Raw genomic sequence first — 13,558 nt, 5'->3', positions numbered from 1 at the left:
TTTACGGTTTATCACTCGACGAGGGGGAAGATTCGACAACAGGCGCAGCGGATTTCTTCTCGGCGTCTATCGTGGCTACGGAAGCGGTTTCCGTCGACTCAGGCACGTTAGCTTTAACGGGCTCCGGCTTTTGTTCCGGCGCGCTCGCCTGTGTTTCAGCGGCGGCAGGGGTGACGCCCTCATGCTGCGTTTCGTTCCCTTTTACCACCGGATTATGGATGGTATGCGCTTCATCGCTCGCTTGTTCGGGATCGTTAGCGCTGTAGGTGCGTTTCATCGACTCCGCCGCCTGACGCAGTTCATCCATAGATGCTTTCAGTTCGGGAGTCAGATTTTCCAGGCTCGCCTTTTCGACTTTTTTCAGACTGTCCTGGAACTCCTGAAGTTTCAGTTCCTGAGTCAGTTCATTCTGAACCGTTGTCGCAAGGGACCGCAACGCGCGAATCCAGCCCGCTACCGTTTTTACCGCTACTGGCAATCGTTGCGGCCCCAACACAATGAGGCCGATAACGAACACTAACAGCAGTTCGCTAAAACCGATATCAAACACGGATTATACCTGCTCTTTATCTTGGCTTTTAGCGTCTTCCTTTTTCGCTTCGCCTTGCTTATCCGCGATAGATTTAGCGGTAAAATCAGCGTCCTGACTGGTTTTATCCTGTTTGGCATCATCATCGCTCATGGCCTTTTTAAAGCCTTTGATAGACGCGCCAAGATCGGAACCGATGGAACCGAGTTTTTTGGTGCCGAACAGCAGTACGACGATAACGGCAACAATCAACAACTGCCAAATACTGATACCACCCATACATGTTCCTCTGTGATAGATGATGAATTAATAGGGCCGCATTATACACATTATCCTTCGCGCTGCCTCTTTGTTAGCCGCTTTCACCCGCCCTATTCACATACTTTTACATACGACCGGGACGACATTGACTTGCGGCCTGAGTACTGCCTCGAGTGATAATATGTACCTGCGTGACACAACCGGCGTTGAGCGATAAAAAATCTCAACGAGTTTTACGCCAGCCAACCAGCCAGACAACTACGCCGCCGACCATGAGCCAGCCAGGCATCAATCCCCATTCAGGGCGGTTGACGAGTAAGAATGACCCGCTCAGTAACAGCGTTGCGCCAATTCCCAATAAATAACGAGACTGACTTTGGCGCACATGGTTTACCTGTAACTCGCGCGCAATCTTATCAACACTGTGCTGTAAATATTTGCCCTGGCGCAAACTGTCGTACACCAGTTCAGGTATTTCTGGCATTTTTTCGACCCAGAACGGCGCTTTTTCTTTAAGAGCCCGCGTGAGAGCCGGAATACCCACCTGATCTTTGATCCAGGACTCAAGAAACGGCTTCGCCGTTTTCCACAAATCAAGCTGAGGATAAAGTTGCCGCCCAACCCCTTCAACATACAATAATGTTTTCTGCAACAACACCAGTTGCGGCTGGACTTCCATGTTAAATCGACGCGCTGTATTGAAAAGGTTTAACAACACATGACCAAACGAGATTTCCGCGAGCGGCTTTTCAAAGATAGGTTCACAGACGGTGCGGATGGCAAACTCAAAATCTTCAACGTTGGTATCTGGCGGAACCCAGCCTGAATCGACATGCAGCTCCGCCACCTTTCGGTAATCGCGATTAAAGAACGCGATAAAGTTTTCTGCCAGATAGCGCTTATCTTCTTTGTTTAGCGACCCGACGATACCGCAGTCAATGCCGATATATTGCGGATTTTCAGGGTGTTCATGGCTGACAAAAATATTTCCCGGATGCATGTCCGCATGGAAAAAGCTGTCGCGGAAAACCTGGGTGAAGAAAACTTTAACCCCGCGTTCCGCCAGCAGTTTCATGTTGGTGCCGTTCTTTTCCAGCGCCGCCACATCCGAAACCGGAATGCCGTATATCCGCTCCATCACCATCATGTTCTGGCTACAGTAATCGGAGTACACCTCCGGGATATACAGCATGGGACTATTTTCAAAATTGCGGCGTAACTGAATCGCGTTGGCCGATTCCCGCAGCAGATTCAGCTCATCGATCAGCGTTTTCTCATACTCACGCACCACTTCCGTCGGGCGCAGACGACGCCCATCCGGCAACAGGCGTGGTACCCAGCGAGCAAGGCGATAAATCAGTTTCAGGTCTGCCTGAATTACCGGCAAAATATCCGGGCGAATGACCTTAATAACCACTTCTTTACCGTTTGATTTCAATCGCGCGGTATGTACCTGGGCGATTGACGCCGACGCTAAAGGCTGGATATCAAAGTCGTCAAACCAGGCTTCGACTGGTAGCCCCCCCATCGCCTCTTCAATCTGGGCTTTCGCCAGCCGACCATCGAATGGCGCGACTTTATCCTGGAGCAAAGCGAGCTGATCGGCGATTTGCGGCGGGAACAGGTCACGGCGCGTGGAGAGCATCTGACCAAATTTGATCCAGACCGGTCCCAGCTCTTGCAACGCCAGTCTTAATCGTTCACCCAGCAATTTATCTTTATGCCGGTTTGGCATCCAGAACAGCGAATAGCGCCATAATCGGAGTGGCAGTGTAAGACGCATTCGGGGGATGAGTTCATCAAGGCCGTAGCTTAGAAACGTGCGGATGATGAAATATAGGCGCCGTACTTCACCTGGCGTCATTTGGCCTCCAGTTTTTCCAGCCGTGTGGTCAGAGAATCTACGGCGCGCTCAACAGCCGCGGTTTCTTCGGCAAACCATGCGACTTCCAGCGGGCCAGGCGCCATACGCCACTCTTCAGTGATCGCTTCAGCGGCATAACGCTGCTGGCGTTGAAACCCGTGGCGCAGGAATTTAGCCCCGCCACGCACGACCTTACCGATACTTTCCGCCGCAATATCACCCGTGTATGGCGCCAACAGCTCCGCAGGATCGAATTCGGCGAGATCGGCGAGCGCCACAAAATTTTGCACGACCTGAATATCGCCCTGCACTTCCAGTTCGCCGCTGCGAATAAGCGCGGCCAACTGCTGACGATCGCGTAGTTTTGGCAAAACGCTAGCTTGAGTGATTACCGTACAGTCCGCTTCGCCTTCCCATGCCCCCAGCACATCAACCTGGCGTTCGCTGAATACCAGGACTAATGGCGTCGAAAATCCCTTTAGTTTCACACACAGTACTTTTCCCTGTAAGCGCGTTCTGGCTGATTTCAGCGCTGGCGAACGATACAGAAACGTATTGAGGAGACCTTCAATTCCTGCGGTCACTAAGGGTTTAAAAGGCATTCCACCCTCCTAGAATTTATAACCACGGTGCAATGCCACAACGCCCGCCGTCAGATTGTAATAATCCACGCTCTCAAATCCGGCGTCCTGCATCATGGCTTTTAAGGTATCCTGATCGGGATGCATACGGATGGATTCCGCGAGATACCGATAGCTATCCGCATCGTTCGCGACCATCGAGCCAATACGCGGTAAAATATGGAAAGAATAGGCGTCATACGCTTTACTCAGCGGCTCAATGATAGGCTTGGAAAATTCAAGCACCAGTAAACGTCCGCCGGGTTTCAACACACGGAACATTGACCGCAGCGCTTTTTCTTTTTCCGTTACATTGCGCAAACCAAACGAAATGGTAATGCAATCAAACGTATTATCAGGGAAAGGCAGAGCTTCGGCATTCGCCTGCACATACTCTACGTTGCCGATCACGCCGATATTACGCAGCTTCTCACGCCCCATTTTGAGCATAGAATCATTAATATCCGCCAGGATAACTTTGCCAGTTTCCCCGACCATACGTGAAAATTTCGCGGTAAGATCGCCCGTCCCGCCCGCTAAATCGAGAACGGTTTGTCCACGACGCACGCCACTGCAATCAATGGTGAAGCGCTTCCACAAACGATGAATGCCAAATGACATTAAATCATTCATCACATCGTACTTTGACGCCACAGAATGAAAAACGTGGGCCACCATGTCAGCTTTCTGCTCTTTAGCGACGGTCTGAAAGCCAAAGTGCGTCGTTTCTTGTGAATCTTCCACCATCTCAGTGCCTGCTTATCGATAAAAATGTTCAAGAAGTGTAACAGATTGGGCCAATTTGCCCTACTCTGCGCCAGGACTAAACTACTCCGTATGGGTTAACTTAACTGCTGCTTCACCCGTTCATCATTGGGATAATGTTCATCCTGCCGCCCTTCAGGGATCGATCGTAAACGATATTCTTCATCTTGCGTAACGGCCTGTTCCGCTAAATCCGGATTAATCTCGCGTTTGATTTCCACGCCTAGCCCCCGGAAGGCCTCCGCCTGCGCCAAAACGTTGCCACGCCCCGACGCAAGTTTTTTCATCGCCTGGCGGTAGTTATCCTGCGCTTTATCCAGACTCTGACCGATCGCTGACATATCATCAACGAACAGCCGCATTTTATCGTAAAGCTTACTGGCTCTGTCTGCGATGTGCTGCGCATTGCGGCTCTGGTGTTCATAGCGCCACAGGTTGGCGATTGTCCGTAATGCCACCAGTAGCGTCGTGGGGCTTACCAGCATAATGTTATTTTTCAGCGCCTCGGTTATCAGTTCGGGCTGTTTATCTAACGCCAGCAGGAAAGCGGGTTCTACGGGGATAAACATCAGAACATAGTCCAGCGAGCGGAGGCCGGGAAGCTGCTGGTAGTCTTTACGCCCCAGTAAGCGAATATGATTGCGCACCGAGGCGATGTGCTCTTGTAAAGCGGCCTCGCGCGTGTAGTCATCTTCAGCGTTAAAGTAACGCTCGTAGGCGACCAACGTCATTTTAGCGTCGATGACCACATCTTTGCCCTGCGGCAAGCGGACGATGACATCCGGCTGCATCCGCGAGCGCGCATCGTTCTCAATACTAACCTGGGTTTCGTATTCGTAGCCTTCACGCAGTCCGGATGCCTCCAGCACCCGCGCCAGCACAACTTCGCCCCAGTTTCCTTGCGCCTTATTGTCCCCTTTCAGGGCGCGCGTCAGGTTGATCGCTTCCTGCGCCATTTGCGCGTTAAGCTGCTGCAAATTACGAATTTCGTGCGCCAGCGTATGCCGCTCCTGCGCTTCTTTGCCAAAACTCTCCTGAACCTGGCGGCGAAAACCGTCCAGTTGCTCACGCAGCGGCGTCAGCAGGCTATTCAGGCTTTGTCGGTTTTGTTCGTCTACGCGACGATTACTGTGTTCAAAGATACGGTTCGCCAGATTTTCAAACTGCTCGCTTAAACGCTGTTCGCTGTTGATCATCTGACGGATTTTGTCTTCCGCGTGTTGCTGAGTCGCTTCCAGACGGGTCGTGACTTCACGCAGATCGGCTTCCAGAGAGGTATTAATACTGTGCAGGCTACGCAGTTCGTTATTAAGTAACTCGCATTCACTGCGCCAGTGCGCTTCTTGCGCTAATTGCTGCCGGGCCGCGCTAAGTTCGATATCCAGCTCACGCCGTTCTTCGATAAGATCGGCGCGGATTTGATCGGCGTGCGCTTTCGTCGCCAGCCAGCCAATCACCGCCCCAGCCGCCAGCGCCACGACGGCGCTTATCATAAGAGTAATATCCACAACACCTCTCCTGGAACCACACTGTCCTGCACAAAATAGAATTGTGCTGTATAAACGTCCAGTTTAAAAGGGATTTCCTGCGAGGCGCCACGCAAAAAGAAAAGGCCGAACGCGTCGGCCTTTGCAAAAGAGAGGAGAATTACAGCAGACGACGGGCCGCTTCCACGACGATTTTCACCGCGTGGCTTTCAGTTTGTTTCATCGTTTCCGCATTCGGAATCTCTTGTTGGGTACGGTTGACGATAACGCCCGCCACCATACCTGCGCGTAACCCCTGGCTTGCGCACATGGTTAACAGCGTAGCGGATTCCATTTCGTAGTTCATCACGCCCATCGCCTGCCACTCTTCCATAGAACCTTTGAAGCGACGCACAACGCGGCCAGAATAGGTGTCGTAACGTTCCTGACCCGGATAGAAAGTGTCGGAAGAGGCGGTTACGCCAACGTGAGTCGTGGCGCCAATCGATTTCGCGGCTTCAACCAGCGCAGTGGTGCAGGCAAAGTCGGCAACCGCCGGGAATTCCATCGGCGCAAAATGCAGGCTCGCCCCATCCAGACGTACGGATGCGGTCGTTACCAGAACGTCGCCGACGTTGATGTGCGGCTGAATAGCCCCCGTGGTGCCGATACGCAAGAAGGTACGAATACCCAGTTGCGCCAGTTCTTCCACGGCAATAGAGGTAGACGGGCCGCCGATACCGGTAGAGCAAACGATAACTGCTTTGCCATCCAGCTCAGCGCGCCAGGAGGTGAATTCGCGGTGAGATGCCAGCTTAACCGGCTTATCCATCAGCGCGGCGATCTTTTCCACACGCTCAGGATCGCCAGGGACGATGGCGAGCTGGGCCCCTTGTAAATCGTTTTTGGTGAGGCCGAGATGAAAAACATCAGACTTGGACATATAAAACTCCTCTGTGAATCGGGTTTGTCAGAAGAAGCAAAGAGACACTTTACCTAAGGCATAAAGATATTTTCGTGACAGCCATCACTATGGCGTAAAACAATTGCACTCGCTTACCATTAAAAAGTGATGCACATCACAATAAATAATCAATATCGCCAGGCATTGCACAAAAGATAGCCGCTTTAAGGCAATGTGGTTTGTTACATACTGTCTATAGTTAAGATTGCGCTATTTTTTAAGGGTACGGAGAATACCATGACAACGACACATCCATCCGGCTTTGCACCTGCAGCTTCCCCACTTGCCCCTACGATGATTCATACGCCTGATGGGGCCATTAGCGCGGGGATAACGTCGATTCCCTCTCAGGGCGACGATATGCCAGCCTATTACGCCAGACCAAAAGCGAGCGACGGCGCGCTGCCTGTGGTCATTGTGGTACAGGAAATTTTTGGCGTACATGAACACATTCGCGATATTTGCCGACGACTGGCGCTGGAAGGCTATCTCGCTATCGCGCCGGAGCTCTATTTCCGCGAAGGCGACCCCAATGATTTCGCCGATATACCCACATTATTGAGCGGGCTGGTGGCTAAAGTACCCGATTCGCAAGTCCTTGCCGACCTGGATCACGTCGCCAGTTGGGCTTCGCGCAACGGCGGGGATGCGCATCGGCTAATGATCACCGGTTTTTGTTGGGGAGGCCGGATTACCTGGCTATACGCCGCGCACAACCCACAGTTAAAAGCGGCGGTAGCGTGGTACGGCAAGCTGGTGGGCGACACGTCACTCAATTCGCCGAAGCATCCCGTTGACATTGCCACCGATCTTAACGCGCCGGTACTGGGTTTATACGGCGGGCAGGATACCAGTATTCCACAGGAGAGCGTGGAAACCATGCGTCAGGCGCTACGCGCCGCTAATGCGAAGGCGGAAATCGTGGTCTATCCCGATGCAGGGCACGCGTTTAATGCCGATTATCGTCCGGGCTACCACGAAGCCTCGGCGAAAGACGGCTGGCAAAGAATGCTGGAATGGTTCGCGCAGTACGGTGGGAAAAAAGGCTAACCACAGCGCATTACGATGTTTGTTGGGCCTACGAGACCGGAGTCGGTGTAGGCTCAACAAAGCGTCATCGCCACATTAGCTATGCTTTACCACAGCATTTTTTATATTTTTTGCCGCTGCCGCAGGGACAGAGATGGTTACGACTGACGGCTCCTGTGTCTTTACGCGCGTCCTGCGCCAGCCAGCGCATGATCGATGCCATCGGATAGCCTTGCGCCAGCAGCTCCCGCCAGGCATTCATATACGGCGTAACGTGCTGGAAAAAATGCTTATAGCCCGCACACAAGTAATTATGCGCAGGATGACCGGACGGCGAGACGGCAAAGCGATGCTTCGGACAGCCGCCATGACACGCAAAGCGGTAGTCACAGCGACGACAATCGGCGGTCAGGGTCTCCCGCTTGGCCTCGCCAAACGCAATAGCCCGCTCGCTATTATTTAAGGTTTTGATGCTGTGCTGGTGGATATTCCCCAGCAGATGCTCCGGGTAGACAAAGTGGTCGCAGTTGTAGAGATCGCCGTTCGACTCCAACGCGAAGGCATGTCCACAAGTCTCGGAATGCACACACAGTATCGGCTGCTGCGCCGTCCAGGCGGCTAACGCCACGTCAAACATCTGCACATAGACGCGGTCTACGTCGCGACGAACCCAGATATCAAAGATCTGGTTGAGAAATTCGCCATATTGCCACGACGGTACCGTCCATGGCGCCAGCGTCGCCGCGCTTTCGCCGGGCATCACCAGATTAAGTACCGATGAGTTATCGGTGCTCATTCGCTCCACCAGCGGGATAAACTGAATAAAACGCGATCCCGCCGCCAGAAGAAATTCGTAGACGTCTGCTGCATGACCGACGTTATGTTTTCCCACGACGGTTAAGGTATTAAAGTCGACATGGTGCGCTTTAAGCCGCGCCATTGCTGCGACGACCTGCTCATGAGTTCCTTTTCCAGCGCGATTAAGCCGATAGTGGTTGTGTAACGACGCCGGGCCGTCGATAGAGAGACCGATGAGAAAATGCTGTTCAGCGAAAAAGCGCGCCCACTCGTCATTCACCAGGATGCCGTTCGTCTGCAACGCATGAGTGATTTTTCGCCCATCGCCGTACTTTTCACATAATGCGACAACCCGACGGAAAAACGGTAGCCCCATCATGGTCGGTTCGCCGCCCTGCCAGGCAAAGTCAATACGGTCGCCACTCTGCGCGGCAATATGCTGGCGTATAAACTGTTCCAGCGTCTCGTCCGACATCCGCCAGTTTTTATTGCGTTCCGGGTACAGCGCCTCTTTTTCAAGATAGAAGCAATATGTGCAATCAATATTGCAGATCGCGCCGCCGGGTTTGGCCATTACGTGACAACCTGCTACCGCCATGTCAGACATCTCCGTTAAAAAATAAGGTTCACCAGCGCCATGAGACAATGCGACGTTTATCGTCGCCAGGGAACATAACAGAATGGAAAACCTCGTTTTGTGCTATGAGAGCGCTGGGCGATCATGACAGGAAAAACGATCTGCGAGGCAATAAAATCCGCCGCGCTGCTTCCGGGGACGCTATCCGCCTGATTGTTATTCATACGGAGAACCTTTTTATTATCAAGATCGCCAAATAGCCAGATCCTGAAAAAGACAGCGCGGAAAATAAGAAAAAGGGAAATGAGAAGAAAGAGGCGCTGTTAATCAGGTCAGACACGGGCGCTACCCGTCAAAGGGTAGCGCCGCATTGCTGCCGGATAAACGCAGCGGTCAGGATGGGTTATTTCGCCTGACGCAGATTGTGCGCCGCTTTGACCATGTTCGCTAACGCCGCGCGGGTTTCTGGCCAACCGCGAGTTTTCAGACCGCAGTCCGGATTCACCCACAGGCGTTGTGCCGGAATACGCTGTGCCGCCTTCTTCAGCAGGGCTTCAATCCACTCGACGCTCGGCACGTTCGGCGAGTGAATATCGTACACGCCCGGCCCGATTTCGTTCGGGTAGTCGAACGCTTCGAACGACTCCAGCAACTCCATATCCGAGCGGGAGGTCTCAATGGTGATCACATCCGCATCCAGCGCGGCGATCGAATCCATAATGTCGTTGAACTCGCAGTAACACATGTGGGTGTGGATCTGAGTTTCATCCTTCGCCACCGCCGCGTTGATGCGGAAGGCTTCCACACCCCATTCCAGATAGGCGTCCCAGTCGCTGCGACGCAATGGTAAACCTTCACGCAGCGCCGGTTCGTCAATCTGAATAATCCCGATCCCCGCCGCCTCCAGATCCGCGACTTCATCACGCAGCGCCAGCGCAATCTGTTTCGCAATCGTTTCGCGGGTCACGTCTTCGCGGGGGAATGACCAGCAAAGAATAGTCACCGGGCCAGTCAACATCCCTTTTACCGGCTTGTCGGTCAGCGACTGGGCATACCTCGCCCACTCCACGGTAATCGGTGCCGGACGGCTGATATCGCCAATCACTACCGGCGGTTTCACACAGCGGGAGCCATAGCTTTGCACCCAACCATTCTGGGTAAAGACGAAGCCGTCCAGATGCTCGCCGAAGTATTCCACCATGTCGTTTCGCTCGGCTTCGCCGTGTACCAGCACATCCAGCCCTAAACGCTCCTGCTCGATGATAGCCTGTTTGATATGTTCGGCGATGCCGGTGCGGTAGTGGTTCGCGTCGAGGTTGCCCTTTTTGAAGTCCAGACGCAGACCGCGAATTTCCGTGGTTTGCGGAAACGAACCGATAGTCGTCGTCGGCCAGGCGGGAAGTTTAAAGCGGGCGCGTTGCGCTTCAGCGCGCACCTCATACGGATTCTCACGCTGGCTGTCCTGCGCGGTGATCGCCGCCAGGCGTTTTTCTACCGCGGCATTATGTACGCGACGGGAGTGACGACGAGCCTGAATCGGTGCGCTCCATTCCTCAAGCGCCGCCGTTTCGCCGCTGTTCAGCGCATCGCGCAGCAACGCCAGTTCACCGCATTTTTGCAGCGCAAAGGCAAACCAGCTTTTAACTTCCGTATCCAGACGCGTTTCGACGCTGAGATCGATCGGGCTGTGCAGCAAAGAGCAGGAGGATGCTACCCACAGCGCGCGTTTGCCCACAATGGCATTAATCTGCGCGTATTTTTCGGTCAAATCGGCGCGCCAGACATTACGCCCGTTAATCAAGCCTGCGGAGAGCAGCCAGTCGACCGGCAGACGTTGATGCAGTTCCGCTACATCATCTTTGCCATGAATGAGGTCAACATGTAGCCCCTGTACCGGTAGCGCGATAATAGTGTCCAGGTTTGGCGTCACGCCTTCAAAATAGGTCGTCAGCAACAGCTTCACCTGGCCGGCGAGCGCGTCGTAAGCCGGTTTGAAGGCATCCAGCCACGCCTGCGGCAGTTCCAGCACCAGCGCTGGCTCATCAATTTGGACCCACTCAATACCACGTTTTGCCAGTTCAGCCAGCACGTGCTGATACACCGGCAAAATGTCTTTCAGCAACGTCAGGCGGTCAAACGGCTCGCCTTTCACTTTACCCAGCCACAGATACGTGACAGGCCCCAGCAGTACGGGTTTGATCTTATGCCCCAGCGCCAGCGCTTCGTCCACTTCCTCCAGCAACTGTGTCCAGGTGAGTCTGAACTGCTGGCCTTTGCTGAACTCAGGTACTATGTAGTGATAGTTAGTATTAAACCATTTGGTCATTTCCGCTGCCGCCGCCGGTTCGCCGGTTGGCGCGCGACCGCGGCCAATGCGGAACAGAGTGTCGATGTCCACGGAACCGTCGTTGTTCTGATGACGAGCCGGCACATTGCCTAACAGCAGGCTGGTGGTCAGAACATGGTCGTACCAGGCAAAGTCGCCTACCGGTAACAGGTCAATACCCGCTTGTTTCTGCTGCTCCCAGTGACGCGCGCGCAGTTCGCGCCCCACCGCCAGTAACGCTTCACGCGTTGAGTTCCCCCCCCAGTAGCTCTCTTGCGCTTTTTTCAACTCGCGACGCAGGCCAACGCGAGGAAAACCGAGGGTGTGAGTCAATATTGTCATTTTACTTCCTCTCTTATTTTATTGAATCTGAAAGTAAAACTCTAAATAGTTCGGCTTGCAGGAAGGCGGCGACACAGCGCATCCCCAGGAGCTTACTGAAGTAAGTGACTGGGGTAAGCAAGGAAGCCAACGCATCTGCAAGTCGAAATATGACGAGTTTTAGACGTCTGGATGTTTACACATCCATAATGTAAAGGTACTGTATATTCCTCAAGCGCAATTTGTTCATGGCGAAGTGAAGGACTTTCATGATCGAAATTAAACATCTGAAAACACTCCAGGCATTGCGGAATAGTGGATCGCTGGCTGCTGCTGCTGCGGTGCTGCACCAGACTCAATCCGCTCTGTCTCATCAGTTCAGCGATCTGGAACAACGCCTTGGCTTCCGCCTGTTCGTGCGTAAAAGCCAGCCGCTGCGCTTTACGCCGCAGGGGGAAGTTCTGTTGCAACTGGCAAACCAGGTGCTGCCGCAAATCAGCCGTGCGCTGCAGGCGTGCAACGAACCGCAGCAAACTCGTCTGCGCATCGCTATTGAATGTCATAGCTGTATTCAGTGGCTGACCCCGGCGCTGGAAAACTTCCGTGCAAGCTGGCCGCAGGTAGAAATGGATTTCACATCCGGCGTCACTTTTGATCCGCAACCGGCCTTGCAACAAGGCGAGCTGGATTTGGTGATGACGTCGGATATTTTGCCGCGCAGCGGGCTGCATTATTCGCCGATGTTTGATTTTGAAGTCCGACTGGTGCTGGCGCCCGACCATCCGCTGGCCAGCAAAACGCAGATTACGCCGGAAGATTTAGCCAGCGAAACGCTGTTGATTTACCCGGTGCAGCGCAGCCGACTGGATGTCTGGCGACATTTCCTGCAACCGGCGGGTATCAGTCCGCTGCTGAAAAGCGTGGATAATACGCTACTGCTGATTCAGATGGTGGCGGCCAGAATGGGTATTGCCGCCCTGCCGCACTGGGTGGTGGAAAGCGTTGAGCGCCAGGGTCTGGTGGTGACCAAAACCCTGGGCGATGGTCTGTGGAGCCGCCTGTATGCCGCCGTGCGCGACGGCGACCAGCGTCAGGCGGTGACCGAGGCGTTTATTCGCTCGACGCGGGATCACGCCTGCGATCATCTGCCGTTTGTGCGGAGCGCGGAGCGACCCATTTTCGATGCACCCACAGCGAAGCCAGGATCACAGCCGCGCCTGTAATAAAGCTTGGCCAGTGGGGCTGCTGATGCCAGATGGCAAGATTAACCAGTAGTCCTGCGGGAACATGCATATTATTCATGATACCCAGCGTCCCGGCGTCTACCTGGGTAGCGCCATAGTTCCACATAAAGTAGCCAATGCCGGACGCCACCACGCCGAGAAACACCAGAATGCTCCATTGCAGCGTGGTTTCCGGCAGCTTTTGCGCGTTCCCCAACAGCGACCACGCCACCGCCGCCACCAAAAACGCCCCCAGATAGAACCATGCAAAGGCGTTGTGCTGCGGCATGGGACGGGTCTCCATCAGACGTTTATACCCCACCATTCCGATAGCGAAACTGATATTAGAAAGCTGCACCAGGAGCAAACCGACCCAAAAATGGTCGGTCACGCGATCGTAGCGAATAATCCCGGCACCAATCACCGCCAGCAACGCGCTAAATGCATAGCCCCAGCGCAAACGACGCTGACTCATCACATCGTAAATCAGCGTGATATAGAGCGGCGTCAGAACGGTAAACAGCAGCAGTTCGGATACGGTCAGGTAGAGGTAAGCATGGAAGCTCAACATATACATGATGCCAAGCTGCATCGCCCCCACCAGCATATACAGGCTGATGGTTTTTAGGTTGTGCCCGCGAGTACGCAAAAACGGCAGAAAAACGAGCGCCGCCAGCCCAACGCGTATCAGCACCGCGAAATAGCTATCGACATGCCCGGCAAGATACTCGCCAAATAGACTAAAGGAGAAAGCCCACAGGATAGTGGTAATGATGAGTAGCGCCACAATGGATGTCTCTTAAAACAGGGAACAC

Annotated in this window: 12 protein-coding genes; 2 read left to right on the top strand and 10 right to left on the bottom strand. The window is 53.6% G+C overall.

Translation table 11 applies throughout. The features are described from left to right. Nucleotide 1: 1 nt before the first annotated feature. The 7 genes from tatB to udp all read right to left on the bottom strand — a co-directional run bounded on the left by tatB (nucleotide 2) and on the right by udp (nucleotide 6,448). Nucleotides 2-550: a Sec-independent protein translocase protein TatB gene (gene tatB / locus NAZ64_RS20335; RefSeq protein WP_000459612.1), complete on the bottom strand. Its 549-nt coding sequence runs from the start codon at nucleotides 548-550 to the stop codon at nucleotides 2-4. Between the two features lie 3 nt (nucleotides 551-553). Next, on the bottom strand, nucleotides 554-808 hold the full coding sequence (tatA, locus tag NAZ64_RS20330; RefSeq protein ID WP_000508972.1) for a Sec-independent protein translocase subunit TatA: 255 nt from the start codon (nucleotides 806-808) through the stop codon (nucleotides 554-556). Between the two features lie 205 nt (nucleotides 809-1,013). After that, nucleotides 1,014-2,654, bottom strand: a complete 1,641-nt coding sequence (gene ubiB, locus NAZ64_RS20325; protein WP_000187559.1) for a ubiquinone biosynthesis regulatory protein kinase UbiB — start codon at nucleotides 2,652-2,654, stop codon at nucleotides 1,014-1,016. Beyond that, nucleotides 2,651-3,256, bottom strand: coding sequence for a ubiquinone biosynthesis protein UbiJ (gene ubiJ / locus NAZ64_RS20320; RefSeq protein WP_001116093.1), 606 nt, complete (start codon nucleotides 3,254-3,256; stop codon nucleotides 2,651-2,653). The genes ubiB and ubiJ overlap by 4 nt, the downstream gene beginning before the upstream one ends. Before the next feature lie 9 nt (nucleotides 3,257-3,265). Beyond that, complete coding sequence (gene ubiE / locus NAZ64_RS20315) at nucleotides 3,266-4,021, bottom strand: bifunctional demethylmenaquinone methyltransferase/2-methoxy-6-polyprenyl-1,4-benzoquinol methylase UbiE (RefSeq protein WP_000229009.1); 756 nt, start codon at nucleotides 4,019-4,021, stop codon at nucleotides 3,266-3,268. Between the two features lie 95 nt (nucleotides 4,022-4,116). Next, on the bottom strand, nucleotides 4,117-5,547 hold the full coding sequence (rmuC, locus tag NAZ64_RS20310) for a DNA recombination protein RmuC (RefSeq protein ID WP_000355562.1): 1,431 nt from the start codon (nucleotides 5,545-5,547) through the stop codon (nucleotides 4,117-4,119). 139 nt (nucleotides 5,548-5,686) lie between these two features. After that, the gene (gene udp, locus NAZ64_RS20305) at nucleotides 5,687-6,448 is read right to left on the bottom strand and encodes a uridine phosphorylase (RefSeq protein ID WP_000045169.1); all 762 of its coding nucleotides are present in this window, start codon (nucleotides 6,446-6,448) and stop codon (nucleotides 5,687-5,689) included. Nucleotides 6,449-6,706: 258 nt separating this feature from the next. On the opposite strand from udp, the gene NAZ64_RS20300 reads away from it, so the two are divergent. Further along, complete coding sequence (locus NAZ64_RS20300; RefSeq protein ID WP_000213959.1) at nucleotides 6,707-7,519, top strand: dienelactone hydrolase family protein; 813 nt, start codon at nucleotides 6,707-6,709, stop codon at nucleotides 7,517-7,519. Between the two features lie 79 nt (nucleotides 7,520-7,598). Here NAZ64_RS20300 and NAZ64_RS20295 read toward each other — a convergent pair whose 3' ends face one another. Then, nucleotides 7,599-8,942 carry an anaerobic sulfatase maturase gene (locus NAZ64_RS20295; RefSeq protein ID WP_220569517.1) on the bottom strand — a complete coding sequence of 448 codons (1,344 nt, stop codon included), beginning with the start codon at nucleotides 8,940-8,942 and terminating at the stop codon, nucleotides 7,599-7,601. Nucleotides 8,943-9,276: 334 nt separating this feature from the next. Next, nucleotides 9,277-11,541, bottom strand: a complete 2,265-nt coding sequence (gene metE / locus NAZ64_RS20290; RefSeq protein WP_220569518.1) for a 5-methyltetrahydropteroyltriglutamate--homocysteine S-methyltransferase — start codon at nucleotides 11,539-11,541, stop codon at nucleotides 9,277-9,279. A 248-nt stretch (nucleotides 11,542-11,789) separates the two neighbouring features. Between metE and metR the strand changes: the two genes are divergently transcribed. Then, nucleotides 11,790-12,743 carry an HTH-type transcriptional regulator MetR gene (gene metR, locus NAZ64_RS20285; RefSeq protein ID WP_000569786.1) on the top strand — a complete coding sequence of 318 codons (954 nt, stop codon included), beginning with the start codon at nucleotides 11,790-11,792 and terminating at the stop codon, nucleotides 12,741-12,743. Here the strand turns inward: metR and NAZ64_RS20280 are convergent. After that, a complete protein-coding gene (locus NAZ64_RS20280; protein ID WP_001196257.1) occupies nucleotides 12,631-13,530 on the bottom strand; it encodes a carboxylate/amino acid/amine transporter in 900 nt (299 codons plus the stop codon). The genes metR and NAZ64_RS20280 overlap by 113 nt on opposite strands. Between the last annotated feature and the right edge of the window lie 28 nt (nucleotides 13,531-13,558).

This window comes from Salmonella sp. A1325, assembly GCF_056991255.1.
Note: the sequence above shows the minus strand (reverse complement) of the source record. Positions and strands in the feature narration are given on the sequence as shown.